This is a genomic window from Bradyrhizobium sp. WSM1253 (assembly GCF_000244935.1).
Taxonomy (GTDB): domain Bacteria; phylum Pseudomonadota; class Alphaproteobacteria; order Rhizobiales; family Xanthobacteraceae; genus Bradyrhizobium; species Bradyrhizobium canariense.
Genome location: NZ_JH600073.1, coordinates 804,743 through 823,676 on the forward strand (window position 1 = coordinate 804,743; position 18,934 = coordinate 823,676).

The 18,934-nt window shown below is 63.3% G+C and carries 24 protein-coding genes; 5 read left to right on the forward strand and 19 right to left on the reverse strand.

Annotated elements, in window-relative coordinates; translation table 11 throughout:
• The 5 genes from BRA1253DRAFT_RS05745 to BRA1253DRAFT_RS05765 all read right to left on the reverse strand — a co-directional run bounded on the left by BRA1253DRAFT_RS05745 (position 1) and on the right by BRA1253DRAFT_RS05765 (position 5,552).
• Positions 1-654 carry a tetratricopeptide repeat protein gene (locus BRA1253DRAFT_RS05745; RefSeq protein ID WP_007592071.1) on the reverse strand — a complete coding sequence of 218 codons (654 nt, stop codon included), beginning with the start codon at positions 652-654 and terminating at the stop codon, positions 1-3.
• A 168-nt stretch (positions 655-822) separates the two neighbouring features.
• On the reverse strand, positions 823-2,415 hold the full coding sequence (locus tag BRA1253DRAFT_RS05750; protein WP_007592072.1) for a class I adenylate-forming enzyme family protein: 1,593 nt from the start codon (positions 2,413-2,415) through the stop codon (positions 823-825).
• Positions 2,416-2,494: 79 nt separating this feature from the next.
• Positions 2,495-3,079, reverse strand: coding sequence for an NnrU family protein (locus BRA1253DRAFT_RS05755; protein ID WP_007609254.1), 585 nt, complete (start codon positions 3,077-3,079; stop codon positions 2,495-2,497).
• Positions 3,080-3,150: 71 nt separating this feature from the next.
• The gene (locus BRA1253DRAFT_RS05760) at positions 3,151-3,729 is read right to left on the reverse strand and encodes a hypothetical protein (protein WP_007592076.1); all 579 of its coding nucleotides are present in this window, start codon (positions 3,727-3,729) and stop codon (positions 3,151-3,153) included.
• Between the two features lie 203 nt (positions 3,730-3,932).
• A complete protein-coding gene (locus BRA1253DRAFT_RS05765; protein ID WP_007592078.1) occupies positions 3,933-5,552 on the reverse strand; it encodes a peptide chain release factor 3 in 1,620 nt (539 codons plus the stop codon).
• A gap of 162 nt (positions 5,553-5,714) precedes the next feature.
• Between BRA1253DRAFT_RS05765 and sugE the strand changes: the two genes are divergently transcribed.
• The gene (gene sugE / locus BRA1253DRAFT_RS05770) at positions 5,715-6,029 is read left to right on the forward strand and encodes a quaternary ammonium compound efflux SMR transporter SugE (RefSeq protein ID WP_007592079.1); all 315 of its coding nucleotides are present in this window, start codon (positions 5,715-5,717) and stop codon (positions 6,027-6,029) included.
• On the opposite strand, the gene BRA1253DRAFT_RS05775 is transcribed toward sugE, so the two are convergent.
• From BRA1253DRAFT_RS05775 to BRA1253DRAFT_RS05805, 7 genes are all read right to left on the reverse strand, one after another.
• Positions 6,022-7,029, reverse strand: coding sequence for an inorganic phosphate transporter (locus BRA1253DRAFT_RS05775; RefSeq protein ID WP_007592081.1), 1,008 nt, complete (start codon positions 7,027-7,029; stop codon positions 6,022-6,024). The two genes, sugE and BRA1253DRAFT_RS05775, sit on opposite strands and share 8 nt — an antisense overlap.
• 15 nt (positions 7,030-7,044) lie before the next feature.
• Positions 7,045-7,689: a DUF47 domain-containing protein gene (locus BRA1253DRAFT_RS05780; RefSeq protein WP_007592082.1), complete on the reverse strand. Its 645-nt coding sequence runs from the start codon at positions 7,687-7,689 to the stop codon at positions 7,045-7,047.
• A gap of 158 nt (positions 7,690-7,847) precedes the next feature.
• The gene (locus tag BRA1253DRAFT_RS05785) at positions 7,848-8,816 is read right to left on the reverse strand and encodes a branched-chain amino acid ABC transporter permease (protein ID WP_007592084.1); all 969 of its coding nucleotides are present in this window, start codon (positions 8,814-8,816) and stop codon (positions 7,848-7,850) included.
• Between the two features lies 1 nt (position 8,817).
• Positions 8,818-9,681 carry a branched-chain amino acid ABC transporter permease gene (locus BRA1253DRAFT_RS05790; protein ID WP_007592087.1) on the reverse strand — a complete coding sequence of 288 codons (864 nt, stop codon included), beginning with the start codon at positions 9,679-9,681 and terminating at the stop codon, positions 8,818-8,820.
• Between the two features lie 72 nt (positions 9,682-9,753).
• Positions 9,754-10,977: an ABC transporter substrate-binding protein gene (locus BRA1253DRAFT_RS05795; RefSeq protein ID WP_007592089.1), complete on the reverse strand. Its 1,224-nt coding sequence runs from the start codon at positions 10,975-10,977 to the stop codon at positions 9,754-9,756.
• Positions 10,978-11,010: 33 nt separating this feature from the next.
• Positions 11,011-11,757 carry an ABC transporter ATP-binding protein gene (locus BRA1253DRAFT_RS05800; RefSeq protein WP_007592091.1) on the reverse strand — a complete coding sequence of 249 codons (747 nt, stop codon included), beginning with the start codon at positions 11,755-11,757 and terminating at the stop codon, positions 11,011-11,013.
• Complete coding sequence (locus tag BRA1253DRAFT_RS05805) at positions 11,750-12,505, reverse strand: ABC transporter ATP-binding protein (RefSeq protein WP_018459153.1); 756 nt, start codon at positions 12,503-12,505, stop codon at positions 11,750-11,752. The genes BRA1253DRAFT_RS05800 and BRA1253DRAFT_RS05805 overlap by 8 nt, the downstream gene beginning before the upstream one ends.
• A gap of 335 nt (positions 12,506-12,840) precedes the next feature.
• On the opposite strand from BRA1253DRAFT_RS05805, the gene BRA1253DRAFT_RS05810 reads away from it, so the two are divergent.
• The gene (locus tag BRA1253DRAFT_RS05810; RefSeq protein ID WP_007592094.1) at positions 12,841-13,524 is read left to right on the forward strand and encodes a hypothetical protein; all 684 of its coding nucleotides are present in this window, start codon (positions 12,841-12,843) and stop codon (positions 13,522-13,524) included.
• 3 nt (positions 13,525-13,527) lie between these two features.
• Here BRA1253DRAFT_RS05810 and BRA1253DRAFT_RS05815 read toward each other — a convergent pair whose 3' ends face one another.
• On the reverse strand, positions 13,528-13,902 hold the full coding sequence (locus tag BRA1253DRAFT_RS05815; RefSeq protein ID WP_007592095.1) for an ArsC family reductase: 375 nt from the start codon (positions 13,900-13,902) through the stop codon (positions 13,528-13,530).
• 105 nt (positions 13,903-14,007) lie between these two features.
• On the opposite strand from BRA1253DRAFT_RS05815, the gene BRA1253DRAFT_RS05820 reads away from it, so the two are divergent.
• The 3 genes from BRA1253DRAFT_RS05820 (at position 14,008) to BRA1253DRAFT_RS05830 (ending at position 16,016) form a co-directional block, all read left to right on the forward strand.
• On the forward strand, positions 14,008-14,379 hold the full coding sequence (locus BRA1253DRAFT_RS05820) for a tRNA-binding protein (protein WP_007592097.1): 372 nt from the start codon (positions 14,008-14,010) through the stop codon (positions 14,377-14,379).
• Between the two features lie 218 nt (positions 14,380-14,597).
• Entirely contained in the window at positions 14,598-15,230 is a 633-nt protein-coding gene (locus BRA1253DRAFT_RS05825; RefSeq protein ID WP_007592099.1) for a TetR/AcrR family transcriptional regulator, read from the forward strand.
• Between the two features lie 3 nt (positions 15,231-15,233).
• On the forward strand, positions 15,234-16,016 hold the full coding sequence (locus tag BRA1253DRAFT_RS05830) for a sulfite exporter TauE/SafE family protein (RefSeq protein ID WP_007592101.1): 783 nt from the start codon (positions 15,234-15,236) through the stop codon (positions 16,014-16,016).
• Between the two features lie 2 nt (positions 16,017-16,018).
• Here BRA1253DRAFT_RS05830 and BRA1253DRAFT_RS05835 read toward each other — a convergent pair whose 3' ends face one another.
• The 6 genes from BRA1253DRAFT_RS05835 to BRA1253DRAFT_RS05860 all read right to left on the reverse strand — a co-directional run bounded on the left by BRA1253DRAFT_RS05835 (position 16,019) and on the right by BRA1253DRAFT_RS05860 (position 18,853).
• Positions 16,019-16,723 carry a glutathione S-transferase family protein gene (locus BRA1253DRAFT_RS05835; RefSeq protein ID WP_035994942.1) on the reverse strand — a complete coding sequence of 235 codons (705 nt, stop codon included), beginning with the start codon at positions 16,721-16,723 and terminating at the stop codon, positions 16,019-16,021.
• 93 nt (positions 16,724-16,816) lie between these two features.
• Positions 16,817-16,960: a hypothetical protein gene (locus tag BRA1253DRAFT_RS44330; RefSeq protein WP_007592105.1), complete on the reverse strand. Its 144-nt coding sequence runs from the start codon at positions 16,958-16,960 to the stop codon at positions 16,817-16,819.
• A gap of 114 nt (positions 16,961-17,074) precedes the next feature.
• On the reverse strand, positions 17,075-17,740 hold the full coding sequence (locus BRA1253DRAFT_RS05845) for a DUF429 domain-containing protein (RefSeq protein ID WP_007592108.1): 666 nt from the start codon (positions 17,738-17,740) through the stop codon (positions 17,075-17,077).
• Positions 17,741-17,774: 34 nt separating this feature from the next.
• The gene (locus BRA1253DRAFT_RS05850) at positions 17,775-18,122 is read right to left on the reverse strand and encodes a carboxymuconolactone decarboxylase family protein (RefSeq protein ID WP_007592111.1); all 348 of its coding nucleotides are present in this window, start codon (positions 18,120-18,122) and stop codon (positions 17,775-17,777) included.
• Positions 18,123-18,125: 3 nt separating this feature from the next.
• On the reverse strand, positions 18,126-18,647 hold the full coding sequence (locus BRA1253DRAFT_RS05855; RefSeq protein ID WP_007592113.1) for an RNA polymerase sigma factor: 522 nt from the start codon (positions 18,645-18,647) through the stop codon (positions 18,126-18,128).
• Positions 18,644-18,853 (reverse strand): DUF2892 domain-containing protein, encoded by a 210-nt coding sequence (locus tag BRA1253DRAFT_RS05860; RefSeq protein WP_007592115.1) that lies wholly within the window; start codon positions 18,851-18,853, stop codon positions 18,644-18,646. Before BRA1253DRAFT_RS05860 ends, BRA1253DRAFT_RS05855 begins: the two co-directional genes overlap by 4 nt.
• Positions 18,854-18,934: the final 81 nt, after the last annotated feature.

An 18,934-nucleotide genomic window follows, 5' to 3' on the forward strand; every position in this document is an offset into this window, starting at 1 on the left:
TCAGCTCTTCGCTACGGGCGGCAGCAAGGCCTGTAGCGCCTCGGCGCGTGAGCGCAAGCCGGGCGGCGTTTCGCCATCCTCGGCAATCGCGTCGAGCCATTTGCGGGCGGCAGTCATATCGTTGTTGCGCCAGGCCGACAGCGCCAGCATCTCGCGGGCAGTATGACGGAAGGTCGATTTGGGCGCGGTGGAGGCTTCCAGCCGCTGCTGCATGTCGGCATAGCCGGCGCTGTCGAGCAGGAAACCGGCGGCGCGGATCTTTGCCAGATCCTGCCACTCGCCGCCTACGCTGCGATCGGCGGCGATGTCGTCATAGAGCTTGGCACCTGCCTTGGGATCGCGGGCTGCCGCCTCGGCCGCAGCACGCAGCCGCGCCAGGGTGCGATAGCCGGATGGAGCCTTGGCCGCGAGCTCGGTGAAGGCCGCCTCGGCCTCCGCATGCTTGTCCTGCTCGGACAGCTCGGCGGCCTTCTCGAAGGCGGCGCCGGCCTCGGCGGCCTTCTTGGCCTCCACATACTGGTAAGCGCGCCAGCCACCCACGGCGGCGACGATCAGCACCATCAGGGCGATGAAGACGATCGAATACTTGTCCCACAGCTTCTTGAGCTGTTCGCGACGTACTTCCTCGTCGACTTCGTCAAATAATTCAGACACTTATGCTAATCCCATGCCCGTCCGGGTGCGCGCGCCAAGGCGTTCGCGTCAGGAATCCCGTCCCCACGTGGCGGCGAGGTACCCTAACGATATGGCGGTGGCAAGGCAAAGCGAGCCCGATCAAGGCGTTAACCACCCGGGACAGCCCGGAGAGACCGCCTCCCCGGGTCAGGATCCCAACAGCTCCCGCAGCTGCCGCTTCAGTACCTTGCCATTGGCATTGCGCGGCAGCGGCTCCGCTGTGATCATCATGCTCTCCGGGACCTTGTAGTCGGACAGCCGCTCCGCGCACCAGGCGCGCAAGGCCTCGCTGTCCACCGGCGCACGCGCCACCACCACCGCGTGAACGCGTTCGCCCAACACCGGGCACGCCTTGGCGACGATCGCGCTCTCGACCACGGCCGGGTGGCCGGCCAGCACGGATTCGACCTCGGCCGAATAGATCTTGAGGCCGCCGCGGTTGATCATGTCCTTCTGCCGGTCGAACACCCGGACAAATCCCTCCACATCGATCGAGCCGAGATCGCCGGAATGCCAGAACCCGCTGGTGAAGCTTTCGGTCGTGGCCTTTGGGTTGTTCCAATAGCCCTTGATGACGGAGGCACTCTGGATCCAGAGCTCGCCGATTTCCCCAGGCGGCAGCTCACGCCCGTCCGCGCGCATTGCCAGAATGCGCGCACCGGGACACGGCAGGCCAACGCTGTCGATGTGGGTTGCCGTCAACTCGCCCGGCATGATCGTGGACGGCGATGTCGTCTCGGTCGCGCCGTAGCAATTCGCCAGCTCGAGGCCGGGAATGATCGCCTTGAGCTTCTCGATGGTAGCAACCGGCATCGGTGCGCCGCCAAAGCCGCCGATGCGCCAGCTCGACAGATCGTAGCTCTCGAAATCGGGCTGGAGCAGGCAGAGATTGTACATCGCTGGCACCATCACCGTGTAGGTGACGCGCTCGCGCGCGGCGAGCTTGAGATATTCGCCGGCTTTGAACTCCGGCATGATGATCAGCGCGCCACCGCAGCAGATCATCGTCGTGATGTTGGCGACGACGCCGGTGACGTGACCGAGCGGCACTGCCGCGATCGAACGGTCGGCCGCCGTCAATTGCAGGCAGGACACGAAGATCATCGAGGAATGGACGATGTTGCAATGGGCCAGCATCGCGCCCTTCGGCTTGCCTGTCGTGCCCGAGGTGTAGAGGATCATCGCAGTGTCCTCCTCGCTCGTCTCGATCGGCGCCGAGGCCGGCGCGTTGTCTGCCAGCACAGCGAAACGCGACAAAGCCGGATCGTCGTCGACGGCGATGCGGTGGCTTATTTCGGGCACATCCCGCACGTCCGGCAGCCGCTCCGCGAGGGCCGCCTCGTGGATCAATATCTTTGCGCCGCAGTCGGCGAGCACATAGGCGATTTCCGGCTTCTGCTGCCGTGTGCTGAGCAGCACCGTGACGAGCCCCTCATGCGCGGCAGCAAACAGCAGCAGCGGGAATTCGACCCGGTTGCCGAGCAGGATCGCGACACGATCGCCGCGCTGCAATCCGAGCTTGCGAAATCCCGCTGCGATCCGCGCAGCCTGCTCCGCGGCCTGCCGCCAGCTCAGCCGGACATGGCCTGAGATCAGCGCTTCGCCGTCGGGATTGCGGGCGCACGCGTCCGCAATCATCGCCCACAGGCTCGAAGGCCGATCGCAAAATGCCGGTACGACTCGATCGCCGAAGCGCGCCTCGAACCGCATTGGCGGGATCTGAGAATGCGACCAGTCCATCGGAATGACCTTGGCTTGTTGCTCTTGTTACCTTGTCACTTTCCGCGCAGGGCATGCGGTCCTGTCTTGTGCTGATCGGCTAGCCGCCCATCACGGGAACACCGATCACGACCGGATGGAACGCAAACGCCAGCGCCAGATAAGCGACGATTCCGACCACCACAGCGATCAGATCGTTGGTGACGCCGCCCACCGGAATCGGCGGACCGCCGCCATCGGTGCGACGCTTCAGCGTGATGCGATCATACACCGCCCAGCCGAGAAAGGAGCCGAACAGGATGATGGAGCCGAGATCGCCATTGGCCAGAAGATGCGCCGCCGCCCACAGCTTGATGCCGGCCAGCATCGGATGCTTCAGCGTCGCATAGATGCGGCCGCGCAGATAGGACGCAACCACCAGGATGACCGCGGGCAACATCAGCGCGAGCGTGATGTGCTTCAGCGCCTTCGGCGGATACCAGACGTCGATCCAGCCCGTCGCACGGTAATGCGCGAAGCCCCAGATGATCAGCGCGAGCCCCGCGAGCGAGGCAAGCGAATAGAGGATTTTGTAGGTCCCCTCGCCCAGTCTCGCGATGGCCTGCGCGCGCGCCTCGCGTTTCGTCGTGAACACATGCGCTGCAAAAAACAGCGCAAGCCCCAGGATCATAACCAGCAGACCCACGAGATTCTCCCCCCAACCAGCGCCCCAGCCCATGGCGTATCATCGATTGGCCGCGGGTCGCAACTGATGCGCTACTTGCCGATCTCGCGATTGTCGACATATCGGATCGCGATTGGCCGCCCGGCGAGGGCACCGCCAAGACCGCCGGTGAATTTCAGCGGCAGGCAGGCGTTCAACGATGAATTGATCGCATTGAGGTAGGAGGTTCTCGTCTCGGCGGGGACGCCTGCGGTCGCAAAGGTCAGGCGCGGCGGGCCGATCAGGCCGCCCGATTTGTTGAAGCTGAAACGCACGGCGATTTGCATGCCTGCTCGGGCATTGTCCGTTGGCGGCGACCAGCAAGTGCGCAGCTCGGCGAAGAGATCGCCGATCGTATCGAGATCGTGATCAGGCTTTTGATATTTGCCGCGATCCGCCTCCGACGGTACGCTTTGGATCGTGAGCTGGAGGTTCTGGCCGTAGGGATAGTCGATCTCGGGAATGCAGGGACCAGGCTCGAGCGGGCTGCAGTAGGACGGCGTGCAGGGCCTGCCGTCGAGGACGCTGCACGGCTCGTGCGAAAACGGAATTGGGTTGATTTGCCTGGGCCGCGCGTCCGCGGCGATCGTCGAGATCGCCAGCAGGAAGAAAACAAGGATGCCGCGCCACATGACCAGAACGTGGCATCGCCGGAGAAGCCGTCAAGCCTGCAAGCGTTCACATGCTCGCGCGTACACGCGGTGTCGTCGTCCGGCTTGACCGGACGACCCAGTATCCCAGAGGCGATTGTGATTGAGCCGAGAGGCTGCGGCGTACTGGATGCCCCGCTTTCGCGGGGCATGGCAGCGGAGGGTGAGGAGCGGACGGAACGCCCCTACCCCTTCTTCTTGACGTCCTTGACGTTGGTGAACGCGATGCCTTCGGCCCGTTCCCTGGTGTAGCCGAGATAGAACTCGTTCCGCGCCAGATAGACGGGATCGCCGTCGACATCGTCGGCGATGCTGGAGGTGTTGGCGGCGATGAAGGTGTCGAGCTTCTTGCGGTCGTCCGAAGAGACCCAGCGCGCGAGCTGGAACTCGCTGACCTCGAACTCGACCGGCAGGGAATATTCCGCATCCAGCCGCGCCTTGAGCACGTCGAGCTGGAGCGCGCCGACGACGCCGACCAACGCGGGCGCACCGTCGCGGGGACGGAACACCTGCACCACGCCCTCTTCCGACATCTGCTGAAGCGCTTCCTTCAGCTTCTTCGCTTTCATCGCATCGGTGAGACGTACGCGGCGGACGATTTCCGGCGCAAAGCTCGGCACGCCGACGAAGTTGAAATCCTCACCGTCGGTCAGCGTATCGCCGATGCGCAGCGTGCCGTGATTGGGAATGCCGACGACATCGCCGGCATAAGCCTCGTCCGCAACCGAACGGTCCTGCGCGAAGAAGAATTGCGGGCTCGACAGCGGCATGCTCTTGCCGGTGCGCACGAGCTTCGCCTTCATGCCGCGGCTGAGCTTGCCGGAGCAGAGGCGGGCGAAGGCGATACGGTCGCGATGGTTGGGATCCATGTTGGCCTGGATCTTGAACACGAAGGCGCTCATGCGCGGGTCGGTGGCTTCGACCTTGCGCTGGTCGCTCTCCTGCGCGCGCGGCTCGGGCGCGAACTTGCCGAGGCCTTGCAGCAGGTCGCCGACGCCGAAATTGCGTAGCGCGCTGCCGAAATAGACCGGCGTCAGATGGCCCTCGCGAAACGCTTCGAGCTCGAACGGCTTTGAAGCCGCGGTGACGAGCTCGAGTTCGTCCTTGACCGCTGACACGTCGAGATTGGCGTTGAGCTTGGCGAGCTCGGCGATCTCGATCTGCTGCGCCGCGCCGGTCTTGGCACCGCCGCCTTCGAGCAGGCGCACGCCGCCATTGACGACGTCATAGGTGCCGAGGAACTCGCGGCCGCGGCCGACAGGCCAGGTCATTGGCGTGGTATCGAGCGCCAGCGTCTTCTCGATCTCGTCCAGGAGCTCGAAGACGTCGCGGCTCTCGCGGTCCATCTTGTTGATGAAGGTGATGATCGGGATGTCCCGGAGACGACACACCTCGAACAGCTTTCGGGTGCGCGCCTCGATGCCCTTGGCGGCGTCGATCACCATGACGGCGGAATCGACCGCCGTGAGCGTGCGATAGGTGTCTTCCGAAAAGTCCTCGTGGCCCGGCGTGTCCAGCAGATTGAAAACGAGGCCCTCGAACTCGAAGGTCATGACCGAGGTCACGACCGAGATGCCGCGCTCGCGCTCGATCTTCATCCAGTCCGAACGCGTGTTGCGGCGCTCGCCCTTGGCCTTGACCTGGCCGGCCAGATTGATGGCGCCACCGAACAGCAGCAGCTTTTCGGTCAGCGTGGTCTTGCCGGCGTCCGGATGCGAGATGATCGCAAAGGTACGCCGCCGCGACACTTCAGCGGCAAGCGAGGAACGGGCCGTCGATTCGGCTGTGGTGGCGATGTCGGACATTGCGGCAGCGTTTGGCAGGGAAAATGAGCCTGATCAAGCCTCATCTGGTGATTGCGGAGCCTTCCGGCCAGCCCCATATCGGGCTTGTTTGGGAGGGACGGCCTTCCCTTCCTATCGGCACGCCAGTCGCGGGGACGACCCTGCCTTGAATGGAGGGTCGTCATGGCCTGGAGCATCCTGTTCGTCGCCGGTCTGCTGGAGGTCTCCTGGGCGATCGGCCTCAAATACACCGAGGGGTTCAGCAAGCTCGTTCCGTCGGTCCTCACGCTCGGCGCCATGGCCGGCAGCATCCTCCTGCTCGGGCTCGCCCTCAAATCGCTGCCGATTGGAACCGCTTATGCAGTCTGGACCGGCATCGGCGCGGTCGGTACCGCGACGCTCGGCATCATCCTGTTCGGCGAGCCGGCCACCGCGTTCCGCCTCGCCAGCATCGGGCTGATCGTCGCCGGGATCGTCGGGCTGAAGCTGGTTACTTGACGAAGAGCTTGACCGCCCACCAGGAGAGCGCGGCTACGATGGCCGAGGCCGGCATGGTGATCACCCAGGCATAGACGATCGAGCTGGCGACGTTCCAGCGCACCGCCGAGAGGCGGCGGGCGGCGCCGACGCCGACAATGGCCCCGGTGATGGTGTGGGTGGTCGAGACGGGAACGCCGAGGAAGGTCGCCATGAACAGGGTCGCGGCACCGCCGGTCTCGGCGCAAAAGCCCTGCATCGGGGTCAACTTGGTGATGCGCAGGCCCATAGTGCGAACGATGCGCCAGCCGCCCATCAGCGTCCCCATCGCCATCGCGGCCTGGCACGAGAGCACCACCCAGAAGGGGACGAAGAATTCGCCGCCGAGCTGGCCCTGCGAATAGAGCAGCACGGCGATGATGCCCATGGTCTTCTGCGCGTCGTTGCCCCCATGGCCGAGCGAATAGAGCGAGGCGGAGGCGAATTGCAGGATGCGGAAGGCGCGATCGACGGCAAAGGGCGTGGAGCGTACCGAGGCCCAGGAGACGATCGCGACCAGCACCATCGCGAGCAGGAAGCCGACCAGCGGAGACAGCACGATGGCGATCACCGTCTTGGACAATCCGCTCCAGACCGCCGCCGAAAGGCCGGCTTTGGCCACACCGGCACCAAACAAGCCGCCGATCAATGCATGAGACGAGGACGACGGGATGCCGAGCGCCCATGTCACCAGGTTCCAGACGATGGCGCCGACGAGCGCGGCGAAGATCACCTGAGCATCCACGATCGCGGGATCGATGATGCCGGTGCCGATGGTCTGGGCGACGTGGAGCCCGAACACCATGAAGGCAACGAAATTGAAGAACGCGGCCCAGAACACCGCGTATTGCGGCCGCAGCACGCGGGTCGAGACGATGGTCGCAATCGAATTGGCGGCGTCGTGCAGGCCGTTCAGGAAGTCGAACAGCAGCGCGACGGCGATCAATCCGACCAGGACGGGAAGACCCAACGCAACATCCACGGCGTGGCCCCTGCCCTAAACTTGCTCGATGACGATGCTGTTGATCTCGTTCGCGACGTCGTCGAAGCGATCGGCGACTTTCTCGAGATGGTCGTAGATTTCCGCGCCGACGATGAAATCCATCGCGTTGCCGTCGCGATGCTTGAGGAAAAGTTCCTTCAGCCCGATATCATGGAGATCGTCGACGCGGCCTTCCAGCTTGCCCAGCTCTTCGGTGATCGCAGTCAGCATGGCCACGTTCTGACCGATCTTCTGCATCAACGGCAGCGCACGGCCGACCAGATTGGCGCATTCGATCAGTAGCCCGCCGATCTCCCGCATCGGCGGCTCGAAGCTGCGGACCTCGAACAGCATCACGGCCTTGGCGGTCTGCTGCATCTGGTCGATGGCGTCGTCCATCGAGGTGATCAGGTTCTTGATGTCGCCGCGGTCGAACGGGGTGATGAAGGTGCGACGCACCGCCGTCAGCACCTCACGGGTGATATTGTCCGCATCGTTCTCGAACTGGTTGACGCGCTGGCAATAGACCGGCGTCTCCTCGCCCCCGTTGAGCATGCTCTGGAGCGCGATCGAACCCTGGATCACGGTCTGGGCGTGGCGGTCGAACAGGTCGAAGAACCGTTCTTCCTTGGGCAGGAAAGAGCGAAACAATCGCATCATGGGAGAGAAACTACCGGTTGGATAATGGCCTGGCCAAAGGGGGCCGTCATGAAACTGTCATAGACCATTTTCGATCCACGCGCGTGCCACCTCACGCCCGTGGAGCCGGATCATCCACCGCTTTCGCGAGTCAACACATCTTCCATTAGATCAATGACTTACAGCGACCGGCGGAAGTAATGCGCGATTTCGCCGATGACACCACGGCGGAAGGTGAGCACGCAGATCACGAAGATCGAGCCCTGGATCACGGTCACCCACTGCCCGAACCCCGCCAGATATTGCTGCATGGCGATGATCACGAAGGCACCGACCACGGGACCGAACACGGTTCCTAGACCACCGACCAGCGTCATCAGCACGACTTCGCCCGACATTGACCAGTGCACGTCGGTGAGCGAGGCGTTCTGCGCCACGAAGACTTTCAGCGCACCGGCAAAGCCGGCCAGCGTGCCCGACAGGACGAAAGCCAGGAACTTGTACTGATCGGTGCGGTAACCCAGCGAGATCGCGCGCGGCTCGTTCTCGCGGATCGCCTTGAGGACTTCGCCGAAGGGCGAGTTGATGATGCGGAAGATCAGCAGGAAGCCGGCGAGGAAGCCGACCAGAACCACGTAATAGAGCACGGTCGGCTTGGTCAGATCGAACACGCCGAACATGCGTCCTTGCGGGATGCCCTGGATGCCGTCTTCGCCATGGGTGAACGGCGCCTGGAGGTAGATGAAGTACAGAAGCTGCGACAGCGCCAGCGTGATCATCGAGAAATAGATGCCCTGGCGCCGGATCGAGATATAGCCCGTGATGAGCGAGAGCACGAAGGCACCGGCGACGCCGACGAGGATGCCGAGCTCCGGCGGCAGCGCCCAGACCTTCAGAGCATGCGCGCTGCAATAGCCGGCCGTGCCTAAGAACATCGCATGACCGAAGGACAGCAAACCGCCATAGCCGATCAGCAGGTTGAAGGCGCAGGCGAGCAGCGCGAAGCACAGTGCCTGCATCACGAAGAACGGGTAGACTCCCGTGAATGGCACCGAAGCCAGCAGCAGCGCCATCACCACGAACACGATCATCTCGTCGCGGATCGCGCGCGGGGTTACCGGCAGCGTGTCGTCCGTCAAGGCTGTCATATCAGGCCGCCCTTCCCGTCAATCCCGTTGGCTTCACCAAGAGCACCAGCACCATCAGCACGAACACGACGGTGTTGGAGGCCTCGGGGTAGAAATATTTGGTCATGCCCTCGATCACACCGAGCGCAAAGCCGGTGATGATGGAGCCCATGATCGATCCCATGCCGCCGATCACGACCACCGCGAACACCACGATGATCAGGTCGGCGCCCATCAGCGGCCGCACCTGGTTGATCGGCGCCGAGAGCACGCCAGCAAGCGCGGCCAGGCCGACACCCAAACCATAGGTCAGCGTGATCATGCGCGGCACGTTGACGCCGAAAGCGCGCACCAGCGTCGGGTTTTCAGTCGCGGCACGCAAATAGGCGCCGAGCCGCGTCTTCTCGATCAGGAACCAGGTCGCAACACACACGATCAGCGAGAAGATGACGACCCAGCCGCGATAGATGGGCAGGAACATGAAGCCGAGATTCATGCCGCCCTTGAGCTGGTCCGGAATGGCGTAAGGCATGCCGGAGGAGCCGAAATAGTTCTGGAACACGCCCTGCACGATCAGCGCAATGCCGAAGGTCAGGAGCAGGCCGTAGAGATGATCGAGCCCCGTCAGCCATTGCAGCATGGTCCGTTCCAGGATCATGCCGAAGATGCCGACGATGATCGGGGCAAGCAGTAACGCCCACCAGTAGTTGATGCCGCCGATGTTCAGCAGGAAGTAGGCGACGAACGCGCCCATCATGTAGAGCGCGCCATGGGCGAAATTGATGATGTTGAGCATGCCGAAGATCACGGCAAGCCCGAGACTGAGCAGCGCGTAGAACGAGCCGTTGATCAGTCCCACCAGTAGCTGAGCGTAAAGAGCCTGCATCGATCCCGCACCCGGTCCCTTCGGCGTTCCCTGAAAGTCGCCCGCAGGCCTGATGGCCTGCGGGCGGTTATCTTACTTCTTCAAGAGCGCGCACTTGCTCTCGGACAGCGGCGTGAAGGCCTGGTCGCCCGGCACCGTGCCGACCAGCTTGTAGAAGTCCCACGGTCCCTTGGACTCGGAGGGCTTCTTCACCTCGAACAGATAGGCATTGTGGATGGTGCGACCGTTGGGCTGGATCTCGCCCTTGCCGAACAGATCGTCTTCCGTCGGCATCGACTTCATCTTCTCGACGACCTTGGCGCCGTCGTGCGGGTTGCCGCCGAGCGCTTCCAGTGCCTTGAAATAGTGACGCACGCCCGCATAGACGCCGGCCTGCACCATGGTCGGCGGTGCGTTGTTCTTCATCTTCTCGGCGAAGCGCTTGGAGAACGCCCGGGTCTGGTCGTTCATGTCCCAGTAGAAGGTCTCGGTGAAGTTGAGGCCTTGAGCGGTCTCGAGCCCGATCGCCTTGACGTCAGTCAGGAACAGCAGCAGCGCCGCGAGCTTCTGGCCGCCCTTGACGATGCCGAACTCGGCCGCCTGCTTGATCGTGTTGGTGGTGTCGCCGCCCGCATTGGCAAGGCCGATGATCTTGGCCTTGGAGGCCTGCGCCTGGAGCAGGAAGGACGAGAAGTCCGGCGTGTTCAGCGGGTGCTTGACGCCGCCGACCACCTTGCCGCCATTGGCCGTAACGACAGCGGTGGTGTCGCGCTCCAGCGCCGCGCCAAAGGCGTAGTCCGCGGTCAGAAAGAACCAGGTGTCGCCGCCAGCCTTCACCAGCGCCTGGCCGGTGGTGTGGGCCAGCATGTAGGTGTCGTAGGTCCAGTGCACCGTGTTGGGCGAGCACTGCGCGTTGGTCAAATCCGAGGTCGCCGCGCCCGAGTTGATGTAGACGCCGTTCTTTTCCTTGACGACGTTGTTGACCGCAAGCGCCACGCCGGAATTCGGCACGTCGACGATGACGTCGACCTTGTCGACGTCAAACCATTGCCGCGCGATCGCGGTGCCGATGTCGGGCTTGTTCTGGTGATCACCCGAGATGATGTCGATCTTCCAGCCCTTCGCAGCCAGGCCGGAATCTTCAATGGCCATCTGCGCGGCGAGCGTCGAGCCCGGTCCGCCGAGGTCGGCATAGAGCCCGGACTGATCGGACAGCGCGCCGATCTTGACGGTCTTGTCCTGCGCGAAGGCTGCACCGGTGGCGGTCACGGCCAGCGCCGTGCCGAGCAGAAACGACGCAATCGACTTTGTCATCATGCTACTTCCCTATGAATCTTCTTGTTGGCAGTTCTAGACGCCGAGATAGGTGTGGAGCTTGTCCATGTTGGCGGCAAGCTCCGCATTGGAAAATCCGTCAATGATCTTGCCGTGCTCGACCACGTAATAGCGGTCGGCGACGGTGGATGCGAACCGGAAGTTCTGCTCGACCAGGAGGATCGTAAAACCCTCTTTCTTGAGCCGCGCAATGGTGTGGCCGATCTGCTGGATGATGACGGGCGCGAGACCCTCGGTCGGCTCGTCCAGCATCAGGAAGTTCGCACCGGTGCGCAGGATGCGCGCGATCGCGAGCATCTGCTGCTCGCCGCCGGAAAGTTTGGTTCCCTGGCTGTTGAGCCGTTCCTTCAGGTTCGGAAACAGATCGAAGATCTGCTCGAGCGGCAATCCGCCGGGACGCACCACCGGTGGCAACAGCAGGTTCTCCCGGACATCGAGGCTGGAGAAAATTCCGCGCTCTTCCGGGCAGAACGCGATTCCCATCCGCGCGATCTTGTCCGAGGTCGTGCGGATGATGTCCTGGTTGTTGAACTTCACCGAGCCGGTGCGCTTGCCGATGATGCCCATGATCGACTTCAGCGTGGTGGTCTTGCCGGCGCCGTTACGCCCGAGCAGGGTGACGACCTCGCCCGCGTTCACGTCGAAGTTGATCCCGTGCAGGATGTGGGACTCGCCGTACCAGGCTTCCAGGTTGCGGACCTGGAGGAGGTTGCCGCCGCTCGCAGTCTTTGCGGGAGCGTCCGCCGTTGCCGTCTCAGCCATGACCGGCTCCCAGATAGGCTTCCTTGACGCGTTCGTCCTTGGTCAGCTCGCTGTAATGGCCTTGCGCGAGCACCTGCCCGCGCGTCAACACGGTGATGATGTCGGAGAGATTGGCCACGACGCTCAGATTATGCTCGACCATCAGGATGGTGTATTTCGCGGAGATGCGCTTGATCAGCGCCGCGATCTTGTCGATGTCCTCGTGGCCCATGCCGGCCATCGGCTCGTCCAGCAGCATCATCTCCGGGTCGAGCGCGAGCGTGGTTGCGATCTCCAGTGCGCGCTTGCGCCCGTAGGGCATCTCGACCGCGGGCGTATTGGAAAACTCGCTGAGGCCGACATCGTTCAACAGCTCGCGCGCGCGATCGTTGAATTGGTTGAGCACGGACTTTGAGCGCCAGAAATCGAAGGAGCTGCCGTGCTGGCGCTGAAGCGCGACGCGGACGTTTTCCAGCGCGGTGAGATGGGGAAATACGGCCGAGATCTGGAACGAGCGAACCAGCCCCAGGCGGGCCACGTCGGCGGGCGCCATCGCGGTGATGTCCTGCCCCTTGTACAGGATTTTTCCGGCAGACGGTTTGAGGAACTTGGTCAAAAGATTGAAACACGTCGTCTTGCCGGCACCGTTCGGGCCGATCAACGCGTGAATGCTCCCACGGCGAACCTTGAGCGCAACGTCGCGGACGGCGAAGAAGCCCGCGAACTCCTTGGTCAAGCCTTCCGTTTCGAGAATGAACTCATCGGCCAAACAGTTTTCCCCCTGCCCGCACAACGCGCGTGGCTATCCTTGTTGCTTCGGCTTTCCGGAGGCCTTGGAGCCACTCCCTGGAGCCCATCCGGAACGCCGCCTCCGGGCGCGGAATATGCCGGAGGTGACGGGGGTTAGGCAAGGCGGAAAGCTGAGCAGGTCAGGCCTCCGGCCGGGAGACTTATGCTCCCTTAGTCGGACGTGTTTTGATGTCGCGCCTGCCCGGCTTCCCGGTTCGCAAAGCGCCGATCATCAAGCCGTCGTTAACGGTCTTTCGTTCCATGCGCCAGCCTTCATAGAAAATTTTCCCGCAGCGAGGATCATGCGCGGGTTTCATGCGTCCGGAATTTCTATTCGCCGGGAATATTGTCTTGGATTTTGCAAGCGCCGCTCCTTCCGTGGTCAAGTCGATCAGGCAGCGTGATCTCCTGAACACGTGGCTGCGGCTCTATGCGCGCGAGCAGACGGCCCCGGCGATTTGGGAGTACCAGCCTGCGCGGCTCGAGGAAGAGCTCTCCGATCTGATCTATTATACGGTGGACATGTCGACGCCGACACCGCGTCTGACCATCCAGAGCGAAGGTACGCGCATCTCGCGCGCCTATGGACACACCGGCAAGGGCGTTCTGCTCGACGACTATATCGGGCCGCGTCTCGTGCCCCTGGTAATGCCGGTCTATCATGAATGCGTGGCGCGCGGGGTGCCAGTCTACAGCGTTGCCGACGTCGATGACATCTACGGCCGTATCGTCGCCTATGAGCGCCTGCTGCTGCCGTTCCAGACCGACGGCAAGGTCTGTCACATCATCGCATCGCTCAAGACCTTCTGCGAGGACGGCGGCTTCGAGATCAAGAATCTGATGCGCGGAAATGACGCGCTGCCGCGCCCGAGATTGCGCGCGGTGATCGACCGCGACCTGTTCCACCGCACCCCAGGCCGCATCGCGCCGGCCGAACTGGTCGAGTTCGCGGACCAGCAGGGCTCCGGCCTTCCCAGCGAGATCATCGAGCTGAACTAGCGCTCAGCGCGATTTGGCGGCCGCTTCCTTGGTCTTGACTTCCTTGGCATAGACGTCCGGCTTGAAGCCGACCAGCAGCTTGCCACCAAATTCAAGCACCGGCCGCTTGATCATCGATGGTTGCGCTAGCATCAACGCCAGCGCCTTTTTCTCGGAGAGGCCTTCCTTGTCGGCATCGGGCAGCTTCTTGAAGGTCGTCCCGGCGCGATTGAGCAGCGTCTCCCAACCGACCTTGTCGCTCCACTGCTTGAGCTTGTCCTTCTCCACGCCCGCCGTCTTGTAGTCGTGAAACGCGTAGGCGACGCCATGGGTGTCGAGCCAGGCGCGCGCCTTCTTCATGGTGTCGCAGTTCTTGATGCCGTAGATGATGTTGGGCAAAACGTTCCTCGCGCATCCGTCGTATCGTGATCCCAAGGCGTTGTACGCAACTCCGGTTCGCGCGACAATATTGCGAATGATGCCATCTCTTCGAACGGACACTCCATGCACGTCACTCACGATCCAGCCGCGACTGCGTCGCCAACCATCGACTTCGACACCTTCCTCGCGGTCGATATCCGCGTCGGCACCATCGTCGATGCGAAGCCCTTCCCGGAGGCGCGCAAGCCGGCCTGGCGGCTGTGGATCGACTTCGGTCCCGCGATCGGTGTGCGCAAGAGCTCGGCACAGATCACCGAAAACCATCCGCTTGAAACGCTGGTGGGCCAACAGGTGGCCGCGGTCGTGAATTTCCCGCCGCGCCAGATCGGCCCGGTTGTCTCGGAGGTGCTCACCCTCGGTTTCCCCGATACCGACGGCAAGGTCGTGCTGGTGCAGCCGAGCAAGCCCGTGCCGAACGGCGGACGGCTGTTCTAGCACCGCGCGATCAAGGGACGGTTCCAGGCCGCCGGCGGCGTCCCATTTAACGGTTCAGCCCTCCTGTTTCCCGACCCGGGGCGTCGGGATTGACCGGGATCCTTTTTTGATAATATAAATGACTGACTGATCGTTTTTTATCTCAGCCGCCCTTATCTACTACCTCCTCCGAGGAACGAATAAAACGATCGACCTGTCAGTTATTTATGGATAGCCGGATGCCCAAGATCAGCGACAAGCAACGCGAAAGCCGGCGGCAGCAGATCCTCGAAGCCGCTCTTGCCTGCTTCGCCGAGGACGGTTTTCACCAGACCGGGATGGCCGACATCGTCAAACGGTCGGGGCTGAGCCACGGTGCGGTCTATCTCTACTTCCAGAGCAAGGACGATCTGATCGAGGCACTCGCCGACGACCGGCACCGGCGCGAGGCCGTGCTCAACTCGGTCGCGCAAGGATCGGGCGATCCGATCGAAGGACTTCACGCACTGGTCGGCGTCTACGCGCAATGGCTCACCGACCCCGCCGGCGAAGCGCGCCGCCGTGTCGGTATCCATGGCTGGGCCGAGGCCCTGCGCAACCGACGCGTCCGCACCAGCGTCGTGCAAGGCATCGACATGCCGCGCGCCCTGATCGTCGCACTGGTCGAGCGCGGCCAGCATGACGGCCTCATCAAGCGCGATCTCGGTCCTGAAGCGATCGCGCGCGTGCTGATCGCGATCTTCCAGGGATTTCTGCTGCAAAAATGCTGGGGCCAGGATTTTGACATCGAGGCCTGCATGGCGGCCGTGACCGGCGTGATCGATGGTTTTCGCACCACGAAGGCCGACGTCAAGCGACGGACCAGGAACTGAGCGATGTCGTGGGTCCACGACCTGCTCGCAGGCATTGGGGTCGGTCTCATCGGCGGGCTGACATCGGGCTTCATGGGCACGAGCCCAGGAGGCGGTCTCGTGATTTTCAGCGTGCTGCTGCTCGGCGCCGAGCAACACGTCGCCCAGGGCACATCGCTGATCACGCAGGTTCCACCGACAGGACTCGCGGGTGTTCGCCGCTATTGGCAGAACGGCAATCGCAGCCCGTTGCTGTGGATCGTCTGGATCGGCATCGGCTTTCTGTTCGGCGGCGCCGGCGGCGGCTACGCTGCGGCCGCAGTCTCCGACGCGGTGTTGCAATGGACCTACGTCGTCTATCTCGTCGCACTGATCGCTCTCCTGATCCTGCGCCGCGACCGCGAGGACAAAAGCAATGAGACCGGCGACCGAGACGAGCTGCCGTGGCTGCCGCTGCTCCTCATCGGCATGCTTGCCGGATTTTCCTCCGGCTTCATGGGCATCGGCGGCGGGCTGGCGATTACCGTCGGGCTGGCGGCAGGCCTGCGGGTGCCGCAGCATCAGGCGCAGATCGTCAGCCTCGTCTTCTCGGTCATCCCGACCAATATTCCGGCCGCGTGGATCTATTGGAGCAAGGGGCTCATGGTCGGCTGGCCGGCCATCATCGGCATCCTGGCCGGCCTCTGGGTCGGCACCGATCTCGGTGCACGCGCTGCCAATGGCGTCAGCAAATCGGTACTGCGCCGGGTCATGATCGCCCTCATCCTGCTGATGGCGCTCTACATGACCCACAAGGCGCTAACCTGATCTTACGGCCGCTTCGGAATGTTCAGCCCGCGCTCGACCGCCGGACGCGCCAGCCCGCGTTCGAGCCAGGCGGCGACGGATTTGAACTGGCTGAACTCGACGAGATCGCCGGCGCCGTAGAAGCCGATGAGGTTGCGCACCCAGCCGAGCATGGAGATGTCGGCGATGGTGTAGTCGTCGTCCATGAACCATTGCCGGCCGGCAAGATGCATCTCCATCACCCCGAGCAGCCGCTTGGCCTCGCCCACGTAGCGCTCGAGCGGCCGCTTGTCCTCAAAGTCCTTGCCGGCGAATTTGTTGAAAAAGCCGACCTGGCCGAACATCGGCCCGATACCACCCATCTGGAAATGCAACCACTGGAGGGTCTGGTAGCGGCGCGCGGGATCCTGCGGCAGCAGCTTGCCGGTCTTCTCCGCGAGGTATTGCAGGATCGCCCCGGATTCGAACAGCGGCAGCGGCCTCCCGCCGGGACCGTCGGGATCGAGGATCGCCGGGATCTTGCCATTCGGATTGAGCGAGAGGAATTCCGGCGTCTTCTGGTCGTCCTTGCCGAAATCGACGAGATGGACTTCGTAGGGAAGCCCGATCTCTTCCAGCATGATCGAGACCTTGACGCCGTTCGGCGTCGGCAGCGAATAGAGCTGGAGCAGCTCCGGGTGCTTGGCCGGCCAGCGCTTGGTGATGGGAAAGGCGGATAGATCGGACATCAGGACCCCGGCTTCGTTCATGAGATGCCGCCTAGTCTAGGCAAGCGGACGAACGACGCAAGGTCGAGTGGTCAGATCATTTTCCCGCACAGGTCACAGCGGCCGCAGCAAATGGTTGGTGGCGTGCATCACATCGCGCTGCGCGCGTTGCTCGATGAAAAGTTGGCCGGTGACCAGCAGTGCTCCGGTGAAGACGAGCGCAAGCATCGCGGTCGCGAATTGACTGCCATCCCTCATCGGACGAGCTTCTCCGTGTTCGGTTCGCACGAGGAACGCAGGCCAGCCGTCGTCTGTTCCTGCAAGCTTCAAATAAATTGCAGCTTTTTCCCGGCCCCTCGCACGCCGACAGGCTCAATAATTGATCTCCATCCGCAAGCCCCTCGGGTCGGTCTCCTCTCCGCCGAACCTCTGCGTGCTGTCGCGTGCCGCGATGGCGCAGGCACAGGCGTCGATGAGATCGTTACGGCCGATGCCGGTGCCGTGTCGTTGAGTCAGCCATTTCGGCAAACGCGCGAAGCCGCGCTGCTCCAGGAGTGCGATGCGCTGCTCGCGGCCCTCTGCCGAGGCCTTCTTTGCGAGCCGGGCCCGCCCAGCCAGATTCCAAAAAATCAATTCCGGATGCGCTTCGCCGATGGTCGCCTGCCGCTCCGGCGTCATGATCTCGTCGACGTCCCTGATCTTGTCCCTGATGTTCCAGAGCTGCGCCGACACGCCCCTGCCCTTGCCCTCGCGCTCCCAGTAGTGCCGGTTAGCTGCAGCCATATCGGCAAATCGCCAGAGGTCACGGCGCGCGCCGAGAAACACGGCGGGACCGACCCGCTCGCGTGCGCGCAAATCGCAGATGCGGTATCCGCTCCATTTCAATCCGATCGGCATGTCGATCATCGCGCGTGCATGCGGCAGCGCGAGCAGCCGCGCGAGACCCGGCGAATACTCGAAACCGTGATCGCCGCGCTGGTCGATCCAGGCGGCAACCCAGCCGAAGCGAAATCCGTCAAGGCCGAGATAGTTTGGCAACTTCCTGATCCCTGACGGGCGTCCGCCCGCTCCTTTATCCGGGTTCCTCGCCCCGATGTCGCTCGAACAGGCGCTGAGCCAACAACGCATGGCCGAGCGTGCTGCCGGCGCGAACCGCCGCCGCAATCAGCGCGGCTTCCGCGATTTCTTCGCGCGTTACACCGGCCTTCACCGCTTGCGCCGTGTGCACATCGAGGCAATAGGCGCATTGCGTGGTGAGCGCGACCGCGAGCGAGATCAGCTCCCGATATTTTGGCGGAATCAATCCATCCTCGCGCTCGACCGCGTGGTTGAACGCAAGGAACGCGCTGGCCTCGACCGGCGCGAGCGCCACGAAGGCCGCGATGGATTTCAGATCGTCAGGGCTTTGATAATCGCTCATGGCTCATCTCGTCAGATATTCGCGCATCAGAGCGCGGGCGCGATGCAGGCGTGCCTTCACGGTCTGCCGGGTCGCACCGAGTGCGACGGCGATTTCGTCGATGGTCATTTCCTTGACGTCGCGCATCAGCGCGACGTCGCGGTAGTGCGGCGGCAGCGCCTCGAAGGCCGCCGCGACGTCGAGCCGCAAATCGGCCTCAGGACGCGACAGCAGCAGCGCCTCCGCCTCCGCGTCGTCGATCGCCGGCGCAAGGCCCGCCTTGCGGGCGAGCCGCAGGCATTCGCGGCGGACCACACTGAACAGCCAGGCCGAAAACGCCAGCCAGGAGCGGATCGTGCCGACATGGCGAAACAGGATCCACAGCGCCTCCTGCGTCGCATCCTCGGCATCCGCCGAGCTGCGACAGGTGGCGCGGGCGTAGCGGCGGATGTTCGGTTGCGCCGTCTCGAGCAGCGACGCGATCGCCTGGGGATCGCCGAGGCGCGCGGCCTCGAACAGGTCCGGCGAGATCACAGTGGCGCTCATGACACGCCTCCCCTGCCGATACCGGCCATCGCGCACATCGGACAATAACCGACGAGGCCGGTCAGCGCGAAACCGGCGCCGCCGAGCGCAACCAGCCACAGCGCGGCGCCGGTGAGATACACGAATGCCGCGACGGCCACCGCGACGCCCAAGGCGATCCGCACGGCCTGATGCAGGCCGCCGATATTCTTCCTGTAAAAACCCATCACATCCTCCGAGATGAGCCGAGGCAAAATGCCTCGACCGTCAAGAGAGGGCGCGACGACCAGAAAGGATTCGCGGCAACG